Source organism: Psychrobacter proteolyticus (assembly GCF_038155145.1).
GTDB classification, from domain to species: domain Bacteria; phylum Pseudomonadota; class Gammaproteobacteria; order Pseudomonadales; family Moraxellaceae; genus Psychrobacter; species Psychrobacter proteolyticus_B.
Genome location: NZ_JBAKAY010000011.1, coordinates 1 through 19711 on the forward strand (window position 1 = coordinate 1; position 19711 = coordinate 19711).

Annotated in this window: 18 protein-coding genes; 14 read left to right on the forward strand and 4 right to left on the reverse strand. The window is 42.2% G+C overall.

Annotation, left to right across the window (positions count from 1 at the left end; all coding sequences use genetic code 11):
* Positions 1–125: 125 nt before the first annotated feature.
* A complete protein-coding gene (locus tag V6252_RS12405; RefSeq protein ID WP_341610641.1) occupies positions 126–803 on the forward strand; it encodes a DUF4377 domain-containing protein in 678 nt (225 codons plus the stop codon).
* A 178-nt stretch (positions 804–981) separates the two neighbouring features.
* Positions 982–1902 (forward strand): homocysteine S-methyltransferase family protein, encoded by a 921-nt coding sequence (locus tag V6252_RS12410; protein WP_341610642.1) that lies wholly within the window; start codon positions 982–984, stop codon positions 1900–1902.
* Positions 1903–2126: 224 nt separating this feature from the next.
* Here V6252_RS12410 and V6252_RS12415 read toward each other — a convergent pair whose 3' ends face one another.
* Positions 2127–3005, reverse strand: a complete 879-nt coding sequence (locus V6252_RS12415) for a DMT family transporter (RefSeq protein WP_341610643.1) — start codon at positions 3003–3005, stop codon at positions 2127–2129.
* Positions 3006–3131: 126 nt separating this feature from the next.
* A complete protein-coding gene (locus V6252_RS12420; protein ID WP_290177219.1) occupies positions 3132–3848 on the reverse strand; it encodes an SDR family oxidoreductase in 717 nt (238 codons plus the stop codon).
* A gap of 112 nt (positions 3849–3960) precedes the next feature.
* Here V6252_RS12420 and V6252_RS12425 point away from each other — a divergent pair, with 112 nt between their 5' ends.
* The 5 genes from V6252_RS12425 (at position 3961) to V6252_RS12445 (ending at position 10687) form a co-directional block, all read left to right on the forward strand.
* A complete protein-coding gene (locus tag V6252_RS12425; RefSeq protein WP_290177218.1) occupies positions 3961–4836 on the forward strand; it encodes a LysR substrate-binding domain-containing protein in 876 nt (291 codons plus the stop codon).
* A gap of 477 nt (positions 4837–5313) precedes the next feature.
* Positions 5314–6825, forward strand: coding sequence for a glycosyltransferase family 2 protein (locus tag V6252_RS12430; RefSeq protein WP_341610644.1), 1512 nt, complete (start codon positions 5314–5316; stop codon positions 6823–6825).
* Between the two features lie 190 nt (positions 6826–7015).
* The gene (locus V6252_RS12435) at positions 7016–8329 is read left to right on the forward strand and encodes a glycosyltransferase (RefSeq protein ID WP_341610645.1); all 1314 of its coding nucleotides are present in this window, start codon (positions 7016–7018) and stop codon (positions 8327–8329) included.
* Positions 8329–9630, forward strand: coding sequence for a hypothetical protein (locus V6252_RS12440; protein WP_341610646.1), 1302 nt, complete (start codon positions 8329–8331; stop codon positions 9628–9630). Before V6252_RS12435 ends, V6252_RS12440 begins: the two co-directional genes overlap by 1 nt.
* Positions 9631–9691: 61 nt before the next feature.
* The gene (locus tag V6252_RS12445) at positions 9692–10687 is read left to right on the forward strand and encodes a glycosyltransferase family 2 protein (RefSeq protein WP_341610647.1); all 996 of its coding nucleotides are present in this window, start codon (positions 9692–9694) and stop codon (positions 10685–10687) included.
* A gap of 47 nt (positions 10688–10734) precedes the next feature.
* On the opposite strand, the gene V6252_RS12450 is transcribed toward V6252_RS12445, so the two are convergent.
* Both V6252_RS12450 and V6252_RS12455 read right to left on the reverse strand, forming a co-directional pair.
* Positions 10735–11562, reverse strand: a complete 828-nt coding sequence (locus V6252_RS12450; RefSeq protein ID WP_341610648.1) for a hypothetical protein — start codon at positions 11560–11562, stop codon at positions 10735–10737.
* A 132-nt stretch (positions 11563–11694) separates the two neighbouring features.
* A complete protein-coding gene (locus tag V6252_RS12455) occupies positions 11695–12612 on the reverse strand; it encodes a LysR family transcriptional regulator (RefSeq protein ID WP_341610649.1) in 918 nt (305 codons plus the stop codon).
* Positions 12613–12856: 244 nt separating this feature from the next.
* On the opposite strand from V6252_RS12455, the gene V6252_RS12460 reads away from it, so the two are divergent.
* The 7 genes from V6252_RS12460 to V6252_RS12490 all read left to right on the forward strand — a co-directional run bounded on the left by V6252_RS12460 (position 12857) and on the right by V6252_RS12490 (position 19636).
* On the forward strand, positions 12857–14029 hold the full coding sequence (locus V6252_RS12460; protein ID WP_341610650.1) for a muconate/chloromuconate family cycloisomerase: 1173 nt from the start codon (positions 12857–12859) through the stop codon (positions 14027–14029).
* 89 nt (positions 14030–14118) lie between these two features.
* Positions 14119–14409, forward strand: coding sequence for a muconolactone Delta-isomerase (gene catC, locus V6252_RS12465; protein ID WP_179799432.1), 291 nt, complete (start codon positions 14119–14121; stop codon positions 14407–14409).
* Positions 14410–14611: 202 nt separating this feature from the next.
* Positions 14612–15535, forward strand: coding sequence for a catechol 1,2-dioxygenase (gene catA, locus V6252_RS12470; protein WP_341610651.1), 924 nt, complete (start codon positions 14612–14614; stop codon positions 15533–15535).
* A 142-nt stretch (positions 15536–15677) separates the two neighbouring features.
* Entirely contained in the window at positions 15678–17057 is a 1380-nt protein-coding gene (gene benA, locus V6252_RS12475; RefSeq protein WP_341610652.1) for a benzoate 1,2-dioxygenase large subunit, read from the forward strand.
* A gap of 88 nt (positions 17058–17145) precedes the next feature.
* Complete coding sequence (benB, locus tag V6252_RS12480) at positions 17146–17643, forward strand: benzoate 1,2-dioxygenase small subunit (protein WP_341610653.1); 498 nt, start codon at positions 17146–17148, stop codon at positions 17641–17643.
* A 138-nt stretch (positions 17644–17781) separates the two neighbouring features.
* The gene (benC, locus tag V6252_RS12485) at positions 17782–18807 is read left to right on the forward strand and encodes a benzoate 1,2-dioxygenase electron transfer component BenC (RefSeq protein ID WP_341610654.1); all 1026 of its coding nucleotides are present in this window, start codon (positions 17782–17784) and stop codon (positions 18805–18807) included.
* A gap of 49 nt (positions 18808–18856) precedes the next feature.
* Positions 18857–19636 carry a 1,6-dihydroxycyclohexa-2,4-diene-1-carboxylate dehydrogenase gene (locus V6252_RS12490; protein ID WP_341610655.1) on the forward strand — a complete coding sequence of 260 codons (780 nt, stop codon included), beginning with the start codon at positions 18857–18859 and terminating at the stop codon, positions 19634–19636.
* The last annotated feature ends 75 nt before the right edge of the window (positions 19637–19711 follow it).

Genomic DNA, 19711 nt, shown 5'->3' on the forward strand with positions numbered 1-19711 from the left:
AGTAACAGTAACAGTAACAGTAACAGTAACAGTAACAGTAACAGTAACAGTAACAAAAATCGCTCTAGGCAGTTTCATCGAGCATTAAAAATAAATATATAAATCAACCATAATAAGGATATGTCATGTCGTTTATTAAATTTTGCACTTTGGCACTCATTGCCACATCCTCTCTAACTGCGTGTAGCAGTCACAACCAAGCCAACTCGAATGCTAAAACGAGTATTAGCCAGATTGAAGACAGTAACTCATTCCTAAGCACCCTAAAACCAAGCAGCGCTGAAGCGATAATCGGTCAAGTAACAGGTATTACTTCGCAAGATAGAAATCAGCAAAAAGTCACTATCGTAGCCCAAGATGGAAAGTCCTATACCGCGTCTATTAGCAAAGCTAATTTTGGTCAGCAGAATGCTTATCAAATGCAAAAATTGGCGATGGGTGACTATATAGAAGTCGAAGGTGACATAGAAGTAACAGACGAGCAATCAAAGCCAGATGGTGAGCATCAGCTAACTGTACATGCCATGCCATATGTATTACGCAAGATCATTGTCGCTGACCATCAAGTAGACTGCGTAGGCGTTGCGCCACAATCCTGCCTTTTAACAAAGCCAGCTGACCAAGTCGATAGTCAAGTAGATTGGCAGTATCGATATAGTGGTATAGAGGGTTTTGATTATGAGCCGGATTATGAATATACCTTGCTTATAAAAAATACAGCCGTTACTAGACCACCTGCTGATGCATCGTCAGTGCAGAGCAAACTGATTCAAGTCATTGAAAAGAAAAGAACCCAGCCTTAGTGATAAAGATATAACCCCTCTAAACAGACAAGCAACCACACGATTAATTGTTAACATTATTCAACCTGTGGTTGCATCTGACGTTTATTACGCCTAGTATTTCGCTTCTTTAAATAATTCTATTTTTAACAATAACACCTCTACAGGTTTGTCTACTCACAATAAAGAAGGATTCGTTATGCCAACAAATACAACCACAATTATTGATGGTGGCATGGGACGAGAACTGGCGAAACGCGGTGCACCGTTTCGTCAACCTGAATGGTCAGCACTGGCAATGATAGAAGCGCCAGAGATCGTTTGTGATGTACACCGTGCTTATATTAAGAGCGGCGCGGCAGTCATTACGACCAACAGTTACGCGCTAGTACCCTTTCATATCGGCGAGGAACGTTTTGCGGCGCAAGCACAAGATTTGGCAGCAGCGTCAGGTGAAATGGCACGTGCAGCAGTGACGCTGGAAGGCGCAGCAACCAAAGTAGCTGGCTCTATCCCGCCACTGTTTGGCTCCTACCGTGCAGACTTGTTTGATGCTGACCACGTAGAAGATATCGCTACCCCACTGATCAAAGGTCTAAATCCGTATGTCGATTTTTGGCTCGCTGAGACTCAGAGTCTAATCGCCGAATCTATCGCTGTTCGTGAGCTACTTAATACGCTAGATACAGACAATAAACCGCTATGGGTAGCTTTTACTTTAGAAGACAGTATGGATATCGATGTACCACGTCTGCGTTCAGGAGAAACCGTCGAGGAAGCCGTAGCAACGATGGCTGCTCTCGATGTCGAGGCGATACTCTTTAACTGCTGCCAACCTGATGTCATCGAACAAGCATTAGATGTCGCGCAAACTGTACTGCAAGTAAAACAAGCGCAGCATATCAAACTTGGCGCTTATGCCAATGCCTTCCCGCCGCAACCAAAAAATGCCGCCGCAAATGATACGCTTAATGAAGTGCGTGATGATTTAACCCCGCCTGCCTATCTGCTTTGGGCACAAAAGTGGCAAGCACAAGGCGCTTCATTAATCGGTGGCTGCTGCGGTATTGGCCCTGAGCATATTCAGGAATTAAGCCAACATTTTACTGCTACTGCCTAGACATAGGCTGATCCGAATATAGAAAATGTAAGGTAATTAGATCGTTGAGTTCATCATGCTGACGACCATCGAATGTTGTTTGATGGTCGGCATGTTTCTGGTCATGGAGCTAGGGCTGTAAGCGTATCGAAAAATTCAGTAGCAGTTGCAGGCTTGAATGAAATCATCGACTAGCTTGTCATAAATATGCGTATTGTATTCTTAACAGTCTACCCTCTTTCCCGCTACCCTGAAGTCTGTCTACCCGTTTGTATCAGTAGGACCCCACTTAAAATCAGTACCAACGCTATAATTTCTAAGCTGGTGATGTCCTCGCCAATTAACGCGCCAATGATTACAGCAACGACTGGAGCAATATAAGTAGCACCAGCAGCCCGCACTGAACCTAACGTCTCAATAATAAAATAATAAATCAAAAAAGCAGCGCCAGTACCCAAAGCACCCAGACCAAGTATCGTTCCCCACATTGCCCTAGTATCTGTCGTCAGCTGGGTTATACCATCAAAATCAATGAGTACGGAAAGCGTTATGACGGCTAACCCCACTTGCCAAGTGGCTAACGCTAGTGGTGGCAATCTCAGAGGAGACAGATAGCGCCGCGCATACACAAAAGATGCACCCACACTCAAAGATCCTGCCAACATCCATAAAACGCCAACGAGTGAGACACCAGTAGCGCCTTGCCATGGTCGCGCACTTAATGCGATACCAGCAAATCCTAGCGCAAGTCCAATCGCCATTTGCTTGGTCGGACGCTCTTCAGGTAAGAACAGCGCCGCGCCTAAAAAGGTAAATATAGGGATTGAGCCACTTAATAGACCTGCAATGCTACTGGGCAATAGCGCCGTACCTGCGACAAATCCATAATAATAAAATGAAGTTGCAAGCACCGACATCACTATAAAGTGTGGCAAATGCTGTAACTGCGCCCGAGTAATTACTTTGCTGTGCCAAGCAACTGCAACCAATGGCAAGAACCCAAATAGCAGGCGTAAAAATACGGTTTGTGAGGGGCTGATTAGAGCCGTCGCCCATTTCATAAAAATAAAATTCGACCCCCAGATGACCCCGAGAAGCACCAGTGCAGCATATGCTCGAAACATAACATTGGCCTTAACAAATAGATGAGCTGCTTTTTTCAAACAGCTAGCGTCGACAGTGTTTTATTGCTTGTATTAACAGTCTGGTATTAACTATCTTGTATCAATAGGCTTGTACTGACTAACTCGTTACACAGAGCGAATGACGCCACCATCAACCCGTATATTCTGCCCAGTGATGTATCCAGCAGCTTCGGATAATAAAAAGGCAATCGTTGAGGCGATTTCTTCAGAAGTGCCATAACGCCCCATCGGTACACTCTCGCGTCGCTCATCGACTTCAGGCAAGCTATCAATCCAGCCAGGTAAGACATTATTAATACGCACACCTTTTGCTGCATAATCATCTGAGAAAATCTTGGTAAAAGCGCCAAGGCTGGCACGAAAAGCCGTTGACGTAGGAAAAAGCGCAGTCGGCTGCGTTACCCAAGAAGTAGATATATTGACGATAGCACCGCTACCCTGTGCCACCATGATTGGCGTGACCAAACGAATTGCACGTACCGCACTAAGAAAGTAAACCTCTAGCCCTTTATGCCAATCCTCATCAGTGATGTCTAAAATAGTTGCGCGCGGGCCGTGACCAGCAGAGTTTACAAGCGCATCAATACGTCCCCACTGTTGCATCGCCGAATCAACCAAACGTTGTACATCTTCATTAATAAGGTTGGATCCAGTAACACCAATGCCGCCAAGCTCTTTTGCTAAAGCCTCACCTTTACCAGAGGAAGATAAAATAGCGACATGATAACCATCAGCTGCAAGTTTACGAGCAGCGGCAGCACCCATGCCTGACCCGCCTGCTGTGATAAGCGCCACTTTTTTTGTCGTTGTAATATTATCCATATGTCTTTCTCCATTAGTTATCGTTTCATTTATCATAACCAATAAAATCAGATTCCTAACATCATAATAAAAGATGCTAGACTGTAGAAAATCTACAGTCTAGGAAAATAAAGTGACAAACAGTCATCGTACATTGCCACCGCTCAATGCCTTACGTGCATTTGAGGCTGCAGGGCGTCATCTTAATTTTCGGGCAGCGGCGGATGAGCTGTTTGTGACACAGGGCGCGGTCGCTCAGCAGGTAAGAATGCTAGAGGAGCATATCGGCTTTGCTTTGTTTCAAAGACTACCAAGAGGCGTGGCGCTCACCAGCCAAGGTTCTGTTTACTTTGCAGAAGTTACTCGCGCTTTTAAGATTTTGGATAAAGCAACAGCTCAGCTACTCAGAGAACCTAAAACTGTCACTATTAGCGTGACGCCGACTTTTGCCACTAAGCTATTATTGCCGCGCTTATCGGCATTGACTGCTGCGGTCCCTGATGTCGAGTTGCGTACTGTAGCGACCGAGTCCGTTGCAGACTTTGACCGTGATCAGGTAGATATCGCGGTACGCCTGACGCGCCCACCATTCCCTGCGGTATTTGTTACTCAGCTGCTGTTCAAACAAACGCTCGTAGCCGTGGCTAGCCCTCACTTAATGGCCAATAGAGAACTGCCTATATCACTTGAAGCGCTACAAGAGATGCCATTGCTCCATGACTCACATCATCATTGGCCACGATTTTTTGGTACTACAGGTAAGCTAGCCGGTGCTGTATTTAACCAGACCGCATTGGCTTTAGATGCAGCGCTAGCGGGTCAAGGCGTTGCGATTGCTTGTCAGGCGTTTGTACAAGCGGATTTGAATGCAGGAAGATTGGTACAGATAAGCGAGTCAACGCTAACAGTCGATCCAGATTATTATCTTGTTCGCAAAAAGAGTTCGTCATCAACACCAACTGTCGACGCTGTCTGGAACTGGTGTGTCACTCATTTAGCACTGGCTTGATTTAGTCAGGGCTAGCTAAGCATTAAGTTAAACGTCAATATAAATAATCTAATCTCAAACTTATTAACGTTTTTAACCTGTAAAGCTAACTAAGATTTCAGTCGTGCTTTTCTATCCTACTACAGTCGTGCTTCAACATAATGATGCAGACCTTCCTACTTTCTTATCCTCATCTTTTTTCCTCGTTTTATCTTTTTACTAACTACCCTAACTCAGAAGTAAAGTACAGCTACCTATCCCCTTCTCAATCAAAAAACGCCCTATTTTTACGCGATTAAAATACTAAGTTTTTATGTCACATTACGTACAACTTACACAGTTAATTTATCATAAACAATTATCGGCTAAATCATTACTTAATTTTGTATTAGTATGCATTGGTATTCAATAAAAGATTGAAGATACAAGTACTTACATTGTCTATAAGCTATTCTTTTTATATAAATTTCACTTGTTGTACCTGCTTAAGGACCAGACATGACTGCTAACACACAAGAAGCTTTGACTAGCGCAGCACTCAGTTTTCAATTAATGACGCGAGCTGAGCCTCCAGAGTTGGTTATTGCTACGATAAAGTCGTTATTAGCAGTAAAAGAAGCACACGATGAGATATTGATTATCGATAATAATAATAAAGAGACATCGTTATATGAGCCGTTGGCAGCATTTTGCCAAAGCTTAGACGCTAAATTGAACGTCCATTTTTATCACATTGATCGTGTCGAAGGATTCAAAGCGGGCGCTTTAAACTTGGCACTTGGGTTAATGAGTCCAGACTGTAGTCACATTGTGGTTGTCGATAGTGATTACCAAGCATTACCACATGCTAGAGCCTCTATTACACAGGCTATTGCCCAGTATCCTGAGCATACCCTACTGCAGTTTCCGCAGTTTTATCGTAATGAAGGACAGCTCGATGCGCGTAGCGAGTTGAATCACTATTTTAACCATCATCTGTACCGCTCTTTTAATCGCAATCGCGCCTTATCAACGGGTACTTATGCAGTCATTCGACGCTCGGATCTTTTGAGCATAGGAGGCTGGTCAGGCGCTTCTATCACTGAAGATGCTCAGATGGGCGTGCTTATGCATCGACAAGGTTTTCGCAGTCAGTTTGTACCAGAAGTTATTGCCACGGGTTTACTGCCTAACACGCTAGATGACCTAATATGTCAACGCCGACGCTGGATCTACGGCAATATGCAAGTACTCACGGATTACCTGTCAGTCCCGTACCACTCTCCAGTTCAGTATGTATCGCAATCCAAAAGTATGAGTGAACGTCTAGCATATATACGCGCTCATCTGTCTCAATTGAGTGCTTGGGTCAATTTTACAGGGTTCTTTATCCTTTTGCACATCTGCTCATTACTGGTGATGGTTGACATGCTTTTGGTAAATAACGCTGACATGTCGATGCTTGCACCTTTATATGTGGTTTATGCGGTTTATGCGTTTTTTATCTTTAGACGTTTGTGGGCATATTGCCGTGATCAATCGCCTCTCAATCAACAAATAGATGACGACCATCAGCCACGTTTTGGCAGAAAAGTACGAGCATGGTTGATGCATTTGAACTTTTGGGAAATTGGTGCCTTGTCATGGCTTCCGGTGCTGTGGGGACGAGAGAAACCTTTTGTCTGTACGCCAAAACAAAACTATATCCAAAATCGTCAGTCATTATTTATTAAGAATATAGCGGCGTTACCAAAACTGCTATTGGTGCTAAATATCATTACAGTCCTAGTTGTAGCGCCATTTTCACCGCTCTACTCACCAGTACTGTTTATATGTGCAGCGGCAGTTTGTATTCTTAAACTAAGCGCAGCCAAGGTAGCAATAGATAATTTCGCTGATGCTCGAGCAGATATATCGAGTATGAGTAAGGTTCTAAAACAAACTTTAAAGGTAGCCCATGAAAAAAAGACGACTATCACGACATCTTATGCAACGTCTTTATTTAAAGATAAAAAAACCATCGACTCGTAAGAATCAGTACTTCTAAAACTAGTACTTATAAAGATAGTGATTCGTAAAAACTTGCGGTTTATATAAGCCAATTTTGAAACAAGGTCATTCTATTGTCTTTTATCGTTTCTATACTAGGTTCCCTATACACCACTCTACTAACCATAACGCTTATAGCCATGATGCTTATAAATATAAAGGTCTCAAAAACATGATTAGGTCTTCGAATTCACCGCTACGTATTGCCATTATTGCGCATTCACTTTATCCCATTGCCCAGCCTTACGCGGGTGGTCTAGAAATGATTACCCAATTGATTTGTGATGAGCTAGTGGCGCAAGGTCATGAGGTATTGCTTTATGCTCATAAAGATAGCGAGACAAAAGCAACATTGGTGCCTTTATTGACTCGTCATGAGTTTAATAAGATGGTCTATGATAATGAGCATGAAACGGTCGCCATGGGCCGTGAAGAGATGTACCAATATCTCACCTATCAGATAGCCTTACGAGATATTATCGAACGTGATGAGCGCGGTGAGATTGATATCGTACATAATCACAGTTTGCATCACATTCCGATGATGACAGGCCAAGCGTTTGGCGAAAGGTTTTTTACCACTTTTCATACGCCTATTTTTCCACAGTTACGTTTGGCACTTTTGACGCTACGCTCTGGTACAACCACTCAGTTTACAGCGATTAGTAAGCACCAACAGCAGTTGTTTGCTGAATTTGTCCCTTCACAAGTGGTGTATAACGGCATTGATGTCGAATCCTTTACTGCCAATACAGAATCGCTTGGCAATACTGATGGTAGCGATAACGAGGTATATTTTTGGTATGGGCGTATCTGCCCTGAGAAAGGCACTCATTTAGCCATGCGGTACTGTATGGAAGCTGGGAAGAAACTTATCATAGCAGGACCTAAAAGCAACGAAGACTACTTTAATCAAAAAGTAGCCCCTTTACTATTTAAAGACAGTAAGAGTGGCGATGACAAACTATTCAGTTATGTGGGTCATGTCACCAAGGACGAGATTAATAATTACTTGTGCCAAGCAACTGCCATGCTATTTACCAGCACTTGGGATGAGCCATACGGATTGACCTTAGCTGAGAGTTTGGCATGTGGCACACCAGTCATTGGTTTCGATGCTGGAGCCAGTGCCGAAATTATTACTCCAGAGACAGGAGTCATCGTACCTAAAAAAGACAAAGCCGCCTTTATCAATGGTTTTTCTACGATTAAAAACCTATCACGCCAAGCCTGCCGTGACCGCGCCTTACAGTTTTGTTCAGTGTCAGCCATGGTAGACGGCTATCTGGAACTGTACCGAGCAGCGTTAAAAAATAGAACGGTGTTGATAGAAGACAATTCAGAAAGCTATATCAATAGTATTAACGGTATCAACAGCTATGAGCTGTCTGATTTAACAAAAGACTCCCTGCAGTTTTTTAATCAAGCCATTCAAGCGCCAGTTGAAACTGATAATGATCTTGTTAGCTTTTCTGAGGGGTCGTAATGATGCGTATCGGATATTATGCGCATCATCACGGCTCAGGACATTGCCGACAGGCAGACAAGCTGGCTGCATTGCTACCTAATGATGCAAGAGCGCAATTAACGGTATTTACGAGTTTAGATATAGATAGTTATCGTTTTACCGCTATTGATGAACAGCAAATCGTACGTTTGAATGCAGAAGATGAATGCCCCGATGACATATTGGCAGGTCGTGCGGGAGAATATTGGCAACCAGCCAGCTTACACTACTCGCCCGTAGGCAATAGTGACATTCAAAAACGCAGTCACCAAATATTAGACACTATCTTTCGACGTAAGATCGATCTGATGATTATTGATGTCAGCGTCGAGGTGGCCATGCTCTGCCGTGCGGCAAGTATTCCTTACCTTTACGTTAGGCTTCCGGGCATTCGCGATGATGCGCCACATTTGGGTGCTTTCGCTGGCGCGCTTGCCTTACTAGCGCCTTATCCTAAAGCGTTAGAGTCTGCCCACACATCTGAGTGGATCTGCGATAAAACGCTCTATCTTGACTTTATCTACTCTCAAAAAGCTGAGTCATACACTTATGAGAGTTTTATAGATATTTTGGCAAAATTGAGTGTGGATAATGAAACTTCTGTTCCTAAATCTACCCGCCTACCATCTAACAAGACTCAATTAACAGACAAGTCCGGAGCTACAACACATATTATCACCGTTATTAAAGGCTATGGTGGACATAAAGCGATTGACGAAAAACTACCGGAGTTGCGCTCACTACTACCAAATGCATTGATTGTCTCTCTCGGGCCTATAGACGATGACAAACGATGTTATGTCGATATCTCAGCTGAGGTAGATGACGTCACACCATTTATTTGTCATAGCGATTATCTAATGATGGCCTGTGGCCTAAACGCTGTCGCGCAAGCATATCATTACGATACGCCGCTCATAGTAGTGCCTGATGACAGACCTCATAATGAACAAGCCGTCATGGCTGAAGCGTTAGTCGCTCAAAATAAAGCGCTAAATTGGCAGCAGTTTAAAACCTTAATGAGCATCAATAACGGTCAACCTGAATCTCTTGCCCAAACCATTCATTGCCGAAGCAAACAACACCCTACTACATCGGTTGATAGCATTAAAGAAAATAGCAGTGAGGAAGATAGCAGCGAGGAAACTAACGCAGTTACGTCAACGGCTGCTCAAGCGTTTATGCATAGCACCGCTGATTATCCTACTACTAAGCGTTGGTTTGAAAACTGGTTGCTTCCTCGACTCAACTTAACACCCGAATCAACAATTAAAGACTGACTTATTAAATATTGACTTATTAAAAATAACAGGCAACACGATAACGAGGCAAAGATAAACGATGACCATTCAGCCAACGAGTAACGCTAGCACGACTTCTGATACTGTATCGATGACAGTCATTACGACTTGCTATGGTCGTAATCGTCATCTCTATAACCTACTTAGTAGTCTAGAAAATAGTAGTGTAAGGCCAGCCGAAGTCATTATCGTCAACGACGACGCTGATCCCAATCGGTTAGCTGAATTCTCATTAAACATCGTGAAGTTACCGACTACGGTTAAATCAGCTGTGAATGATGGTGGTGATACTAACACTGCAGAGTTTGATATCGGACATAACCGTAATCTTGGGGCACTGCAGGCAACTCACGATATGCTGATTTTTTTGGATGTTGATTGTATCGTAGCGCCTACGTTTATTGAGCAAATGTATAAGAAGCTTCTGCAATATCCTAATGCGCTTTTGATGGGTCAACCACGCTATCTAACGCGACCTTTATCAGTAGAAGAAAATGCACAACTAAAAATTAACCATCTGCCTTTCTCTGTTTTAGACGAGCTGTCTGTCTATAATCCTTATCGTTATAATTTTGATGCAGCTGACTCATATCCTACTGAAACAGAGCAAACCGCTATCAAACAGACTGATGATTACGGTGCATTTTGGAGCCTATGCTTCGCTATCAATCGACAGACTTTTGATAAAATTGGTGGTTTTGACACCCAATATACAGGTTATGGCGCAGAGGATACGGATTTTTCCTTTACAGCACGTCGATTAGATATCGATTTTTACCTTACTGCCGATATCACCTATCATCAGCAGCACAGTGTCTACCGGCCACCCCTCAATCATCTAGACAGTATCATTGTCAATGCCAATCGATTCTATCAAAAATGGCACTGTTGGCCCATGGCAGGATGGTTGTCACAGTTTTCCGATATGGATCTGATTGATTGGACCGAAGAACAGTCGTTACCGATAGCCATACAACGAGAGCCTAGCGACAATGAGATAAAGCGCGCTCATTGCCCTGAAGCTCCCTATGTTTGACTACTTCTAGCAATTTCTAGCTAAACATAGCTTAGTTAATCAATATTCTAGTACCGATGAATAGTCACTCCTGTAGATGGTCGACTCATTTCCTGACGTTCAAAATCCCAATTATGACCATGCCAAAAGTGAGCAGTTTTATCATTGTCATTGAAGCCGATCATTACTATCTCTAACGGTAGTTTCGTGTTTTGAATATGGTGCAAGTATGCTCGAGCTGCAAACATCAGCCGATATAATAGAAAACCTGACGAGGGCGCTGACGAATGAATATCGGTAAAGCATGGATAGTCAGCAACGACTTTATGATGCTCTGATAGCACACTGTGATGAATGGAGCTCAACCATAGTTTTTTCATGTTCGAAGGAATATCTAAGATGCGATGAGCAGTAATAGGATCATCATTAGGGCTTGGGTCATCAGCTAATGTTGGAAACTGATACGGCTGGTTACTCGTCAATACCCCTAGCGGGGCGGTCTCTGCCATTTGCTCCACCACTGATATATGATTGCTTCTAGGCGGTAGGCCAAAATGCAGCTTACTGTCACCAATCTGCCGAAAAAACAGCAGCTTAGGTAACAAACTAGCTAACTGATGGCTGGCAAAAAAATCTGCGTGAATAAAGTGATTAAATAACACTAAGACATCATCGGGCTGCAATAACATCTCAAGCTGCGTCGTGGTCACAGCAGGATTATTTGCAATCAGAACAACTCGTTTAGCTTGATCCAAGGCAGTCTGTATAACGACTGGTAGCGTCAAGAAAGCAGATTGCGCTGTATTTATGTCATTAGATATATATTCGCTCTTCTCTGATAGCGAGATACTCTGTTTGAATATTGGTTTTTTTGTATTGGACTCTATATTGGACATAGCAACCTTAGTTAATGTAATCTTTTGATTGCTACTTTAGCATTATTAGCGATTTTTATAGACAAATTGACGATGTTAGTATACCTATTGCTTTTGCCTTAAATAAGTAAAGCCCTTAAAACTTATACTTGATCAAATTTTTTCACGCTTATATATGAAGCCTTCTTCGTCATAAATTTGATAAGTAACATCTAATAACGTTTCCAGTAATCCAGACTTATCAAAATGCCTGACACTCATCACGATTGGCGAAGTTAATATCCCCTCTTCAAATGGGATATAGGTTATCTCTTGATGACGTAAATGCTCAAGTGTCTTTGGTACGATAGTCAACCCTTCTCCTGCTGCTACTAACCCTAGGGCAATATGCAATTCACGTACTTCCATGAAATAATTCGCCTTCAAATTACGATTTTCAAATAGTTCTAATACGTAATCAATGAAACTGGGCCTCGGTGCTGTTGGATAAAGTAAGAGGTTTTCATTTGTTAAATCGATCAAGCTTAAACTGTCGCGTTTTTCTTTTGATAATGGGTGCTCGATAGGAACAGCGACTACTAAATCTTCCTCTCTAAGCACCATTCGCCTAATGGAAGCATCTTCAAATAACAACCTGCCAAAACCTACATCTATCTTACCTTCTGTCAATGCTTGCGTTTGTTGCCAAGAGTTTAGCTCATACAATTTAACCTCGATATTCGGATGAACTTCTCTGAAACGGGATATTACTCTCGGCAATATGCCATACAATATAGATGATACAAAGCCTATTGAGAGTGAATTATCAAAATTTCCCTTACGAATAGTCATAGTACGCAAGTCGTCTGATTTTTTTAAAATTTGAATAGCATGATCATAAAAAAACTCGCCAGCCTCAGTGAGTTTCAAGGGACGGTTCTCCCTATCGATAAGCGTAACGCCAATCTCTTCTTCCAACTGTTTTATCTGCCGGCTAAGTGGTGGCTGCGAGATGTACAAACGAGCAGCTGCTTTATTGAAGCTTTTTTCTTCTGCCACAGCTATAAAATAGCGTAAATGCCTGAGTTCCATTATTCTTCCTTGATTGACTTCCTATTGCTTCTATCCTAAGTCGTTCTAATTTCTTCCCTTTTATCTATCACCTAATTCATATACAAAATATCCATACCTAAAGAACATAACATACCACCTACCTTCCAACAAAATACCTAAAAAGTATTAAAACAAGACTAAATAGGTCTTAGACATGTCGATATTTAACACCTATAGTTCTTATTAAGCATAAGGAAGCCAAAATTTTATACTAAGGATAGATATGATTCGTTCAATTAATACTTTACTAGTGCCAATACCTACTATTCGAGCGCATAAACTGGCTTGTACCGTGATGAATGAACAAGTATTGGTTCTGGTACATATCCAAACCGAAGATGGCTACGAAGGTTGGGGCGAAGCAACGACGATTGGCGGCTTAAGTTATGCTGAAGAAAGTCCTCATAGTATCAAAACTAATATCGATACTTACTTTACCCCTCTCTTGATGAAAGAAAAGCCTACAAGCACAGCGAAAGCAATGCAGCTATTGAATACCCACATCAGCGGCAATCGTTTTGCAAAATGCGCGATTGAAACTGCTCTACTCGACATCGAAGGCAAAAGACTCAATCTACCTATCAGTGAGCTCATCGGTGGTCGCGTCCGTGATCGTATCGAAGTGGCATGGACGCTTGCTAGTGGAAATACTGATACCGATATCGCTGAAGCTCATCAGATGATTGAACAGAGAAAGCATCGGATTTTTAAATTAAAAATAGGCAGCAACCCTATCCTTGATGATGTCGCCCATGTGTTAGCTATTAAACAAGCTTTACCTGATTGCCGCATCACCGTTGATGTCAATCAAGCATGGACAGAGCTTGAAGCTATGAAAGGTATTAGTCTGTTGCAAAATGGCGGTGTTGACTTAATCGAGCAACCAGTATCGATGCGTAATAAATCAGCGCTGAAGCGTTTAACTGAGCACTTTGACGTGGCTATTATGGCTGACGAAGTCGTGCAAGATCCACATAATGCGTTCCAATTGGCAGCGGATCATTGTGCTGATGTCTTTGCTGTAAAAATCAATCAAGCTGGTGGATTAAAAGCCGCCTGCCTTATCGGACAAATGGCACATCTAGCAGGTATCGAGCTTTATGGCGGGACGATGCTAGAAGGACCTATTGGTACTGCTGCATCAGCGCATGTGTTCTCTACTTATCCTAGTCTGAACTTTGACACGGAGCTTTTTGGCCCGTTGCTACTAACAGAGGATGTTTTAGCTCAACCGCTTGATTATCAAAATTTTGGTTTAATTATTCCAACCGGTGCTGGCCTAGGTATCGAGGTAGATAGCGACAAAGTATATCACTATGCCAGACAAGCAAATTTATCATCCTCAAATCCTATATCGTTAGGAACTTACGTAAGCGACTCTCACGCTGGGGCTTGATAGTGCTCTGCCAAAAGCTCCGTAAAATAAATGCTGATATAGACCAAATATCAGCCATATGACTAACCATAAAATATAAGGACATAATTATGTTATATCACGTCAGAATGGATGTGTTGTTACCGACAGATATGAATGCTGATCAAGTTAATGAACTTAAGCAAGCTGAAAAAGCGCTATCACACAAACTGCAGGAACAAGGTAAGTGGCGTCATATTTGGCGCTTAGCAGGAGAGTATTCTAACTTTAGTATTTTCGATGTCGAAAGTAATGAAGAACTACACGACATTATGATGTCGCTACCACTTTACCCTTATATGAAAGTCGAGGTCACCCCTCTACTTCGTCATCCTTCTTCTATTCGCGATGATGATAGTTAGTGCCTTATAACGCTATTACTAGATTTCATTATTACCTTTGATGCTAATCAAATAATAGCGCCTTAACCCATTTTTTAATAATTATTGGTCTATACCAGACCAACGGGCACCTGTTGCCAAAAATAAGCAGTGAATGAATAAAATTTGAGTAAGAGTACTCGATATAACTACCTTTTAAATAGTCCTCAACAAGGAGAGAGACATGGAACGCAGCCAAATTGAAGCATTAGCCACTCAGTTCATCAAAGGTAAAATTGACTTTCCTGAACAAGTTAACCCACGTATACAAGCTATTGTCTTACGTATCGTAACCGACCTCATGCAGACCATCAATGATTTGAAAATCACGGCAGATGAATACTGGTCTGGGGTTGAGTTCATTGGTGATTTGGGTAAAGAAGCAGGATTACTCTCCCCTGGTCTTGGTTTTGATCATTTTATGGATTTGATGATTGAAGAAGATCTCAAAGCAGCTGGTCTTGATGGTGGCACTGTACGTACGATCGAAGGCCCACTTTATGTTGCTGGAGCTCCAGAAGAAAAAAGTTTTGCACGTTTAGATGACGGCACTGATATTGAGAATGGTACCGTTCTATTCATGCAAGGATGCGTTTATGGCGAAGATGGCAAGCCTTTACCAAACGCCAAGGTTGAGGTCTGGCATGCCAACAGCTTAGGTAACTATTCTTTCTTTGATGAGTCTCAATCTTCTTTTAATCTACGACGCACCATCATTACTGATGAAAACGGCAACTATGCATTCCGTAGCATTGTACCACTAGGTTATGCAGTACCGCCAGAAGGCATGACTCAAAAGGTCTTAGGCGCGCTAGGACGTCATGGTCATCGTCCAGCACACATTCATTTTTTCGCTAGTGCAGACGGTTATCGTAAATTAACCACCCAAATCAATATCGACGGTGATGAATATCTATGGGATGACTTTGCATTTGCTAGTCGTGAGGGTCTAGTTCCCGAAGTAAATATGATTGAAGACGCTGATAAGTTAAAAGAGCATGGTCTTGATAAGCCATATGCCAGTATCGATTTTGATTTTCACTTAGTCAAAGATATCGATAAGCCAGTGCAAGGCAGTGAAGTCGAACGACGCCGTGCGCAAGCTTAACAGTTGAATATCTCAGCTTTATTCGATACAGCTATTTGCTACTGATCAATAGCTATTAAATATATAGATTTGCGCTTGATATACACTTTGTTGTCATGTCAAGCGCAGCAGACTCACATCATTATTCACAAGGAAGACAGTCATGAGCGAGCGTATTAACTTAGTTCCTGAAGGATCAGATATTTCTATCGATGGTTTTTTGGAAGAAAATAAAGAAAAAGGAATTTATCGTCTACATCGTAGCGCTTTTACCAACGAAGAGCTTTTTGAGCTTGAGATGAAACATATCTTTGAAAGCAATTGGGTCTATCTGGCTCATGAGACACAAATTCCTGATAATAATGATTACTACACATCATATATTGGCCGCCAACCCGTCATCGTGGCTCGTAATAAAGAAGGTGAATTGCATTGCATGATCAATGCATGCTCTCATCGAGGCGCTCAATTATGTCGTCATAAGAAAGGCAATAAGACAACTTATACGTGCCCATTCCATGGTTGGACTTTCAATAATTCAGGCAAACTGCTCAAGGTGAAAGATCCACGCGGCGCAGGTTATCCTGACGCCTTTAATAAAGACGCTTCTCATGATCTAAAGCAAGTCAAACTTGCCAACTATAAAGGCTTTTTATTTGCGAGTCTTAATGATGATGTCGAACCGATTGAAGACTGGCTTGGCGGCTCAACCAAAATTCTTGACATGATTGTCAACCAATCTCCAGAAGGCCTAGAAGTACTACGCGGCACCTCAACCTATACCTTTGATGGTAACTGGAAGCTACAAGCTGAAAATGGTGCTGATGGCTACCATGTTTCAGCTGTCCATTGGAACTATGCTGCGACAACAGCACGTCGCAAAGAGCAAGAAGCAACAAAAGAAGACAATATTAAAGCCATGAACGCTGGTAAATGGGGTCGTCAAGGTGGCGGATTCTATTCTTTTGAGAACGGTCATTTACTCCTCTGGACCCAGTGGGAAAACCCGCAGGATCGACCTAACTTTGCATATCGTGATGATTATGTTGCCCAGTATGGTGAAGCAATGGCCGACTGGATGATTGGACGCTCTCGTAACTTATGCTTATATCCAAATGTCTACATTATGGATCAATTTAGCTCGCAAATCCGTATGCTGCGTCCAATAGCCGTTGATAAAACTGAAGTCACAATCTGGTGTATCGCACCGAAAGGCGAAAGCGATGAAGCACGGACTCGTCGTATCCGTCAGTACGAAGATTTCTTTAACGTAACTGGTATGGCAACACCAGATGACTTAGAAGAATTCCGCTCATGCCAGCAAGGCTATAACGGCATTAAGCTCGAATGGAATGACATGTGCCGTGGTTCCGAACACTGGATAGAGGGTGCTGACGAAGGTGCAAAAGCCATTGACTTGAAGCCTTTGTTAAGCGGAGCTAAGACTGAAGATGAAGGATTATATACCGTACAACATCGTTACTGGCATGAAGAGATGAAAAAAGCCTTAGGAAAAGAACAGCAATTACATGGTGCAGGCTAAAAATCCTACGTACTTAGGCCAATATTAAGCCCCATTACTTGCTAGTCATGGATGTTACGAGACTAATAGATACACGAGGATACCGTCAATGAAAAATACAACGATTAATATCGAAGATGTTAGACAGTTTTTGTACCGTGAAGCACGGTTACTTGATGAAAAAAACTGGGAAGAATGGTTAGCCTGTTATGACGAAGACTGTCCATTTTGGATGCCTAGTTGGGATGATGATGGCGAACTAATAAGCAATCCGCAACGTGAAATATCTCTTATTTATTACCCTGATCGTCGTGGACTTGAAGATCGTATTTTCCGTATCGAGACTGAGCGTTCTTCTGCAACCATTCCTGATACCCGTACCACACATAACTTATCTAATATCGAATTACTTGAAGATAATGATGGCATTGTTAGCGTCCGATTTAACTGGATCAATAAGTCTTATCGTTATCATGAGACCAACACTTATTGGGGATTCTCTAAATACAAAATAGATATGAATCAAGCTAGCCCAAAGATTTTGGACAAATACATCGTATTAAAAGATGATTACGTACACCAAATTATGGATGTATATCACGTCTAGAATTCGCATGATTTTATTTATGCTTGCCAGCTAGTACAAATAATTAAATTTAAAAATAGCTTGTTGGTAATTTATAAAGTATCAACAAGCCAACCAAAAATATAGTGATGTTAGTCAGTAGCCATATATTGAAAAAGGATGTTTCTCATGGAATACAACATAGCTCTACAGTTTGAAGATGGTGTCACGGGATTTATCAAATGTGAAGATGATGAAACCGTTGCCGAAGCTGCTTATCGCCAAAAATATAATATCCCTGTGGACTGTCTTGATGGCGCCTGCGGTACCTGCCGTTGTCATTGTGAGTCGGGCAGCTATGACATGCATCCCGATATGTATATTGAAGAAGCACTGACTGAAACCGAAGCTAATGATGGCTACGTCTTGACCTGTCAAATGATCCCTGAGAGCGACTGCGTCATTAAAGTGCCAACCTCATCAGAAGCCTGCAAAGTCAGCAAATCTGTGTTCAAAGGTAAGCTACAGCAGCTAAATGTATTGTCAGAATCTACCATTCACTTCGGCGTTGAGGTTAATAACCCAGATGCCTTAGTATTTTTACCTGGGCAGTATGTCAATATTACTATCCCTGACTCTGATGAGACACGTTCCTACTCTTTTAGCTCAATGCCTAGTACCAATCAGGCTGAATTTGTCGTCCGTAATATTCCAAATGGCAAGATGAGTACCTTTTTATCTGATGTTGCCAAGCTAGGTCAAGATATTGACTTTGAAGGACCATTCGGTAGTTTCTATTTACGTCCTATCGTACGTCCTACTGTATTTTTAGCTGGTGGTACAGGTATCGCACCCTTTTTATCGATGCTAAAAAGCTTAGAAATATCGGGCGCTCATCATCCTATCAAAATGGTCTATGGTGTTACTAATGATGCTGATTTGATAGAGATTGAAAAACTGGAAGAAGTGAAGAAAAACCACGATTGGTTTGACTATTATACCTGTGTAGCAAGCGAAGAAAGTGACCATGAGCGCAAAGGCTATGTGACCAGCCATGTTGAAGCTGATTGGCTAAATAACGGCGATGTTGATGTCTATCTGTGTGGTCCTCTGGCGATGGTCGATGCCGTTAGCCATTGGTTAGATACAAGTAGCCTCAAACCTAGCAATTTTTATTATGAAAAGTTCACACCTAGTGAGCAGTAATATAGCTCAAACAATACAGCGATAGAATACTTTTCTCTAGGAGACAGCAATGAGTAAGCGCTTTGATAATAAAGTATGTGTCGTAACGGGGGCCGCACAAGGTATCGGTCGCGGGGTCGCATTACGCTTAGCAAATGAGGGTGGCAAGATAGTCATGGCAGACTTCTCACCTTTGGTAGAAGACGTGTTAGCAGAAATCACTGCAAATGGCGGGCATGCGACTACCATCCAATCTGATCTTGAGACTTATCAAGGGGCACAGGATGTTATCGATAAAGCACTTGATACCTACGGTCGTATTGACATATTGGTCAATAATGTAGGCGGTGCAATATGGATGAAACCATTCGTCAGTTTCTCTGAGATAGAGATTGAAAAAGAAATCAGTCGCTCACTATTTCCAACATTATGGTGTTGTCATGCAGTATTGCCAGCGATGATTAAACAACAATCTGGCACTATCGTTAATGTTTCCTCCATCGCGACACGTGGTATCAACCGTATACCCTACTCAACTGCAAAAGGCGGTATAAACGCCATGACTGCATCACTTGCTTTTGAATATGCAAGTGATGGAATTCGCGTTAATGCAGTGGCAACAGGTGGTACTGAAGCCCCACCCAGAAAGATTCCACGTAATACAAAGCCTTTAACTGATGAGGAGAAAGGCTGGATGAACGCAGTTGTTGATCAAACCATCGACCGCACATTTATAAAGCGTTACGGCACAATAGATGAACAAGTCAATGCCATCGCATTTTTGGCTTCTGATGAATCTTCCTATATCACTGGAAGCACTATCCCTGTAGGCGGTGGTGACGCAGGCTAATCTCTCTCGTCAGATTATTAAATAGCATAGCGTTGAACAGAGAACTATCTAATCGCTGCTGATTTGCAAGGAAGC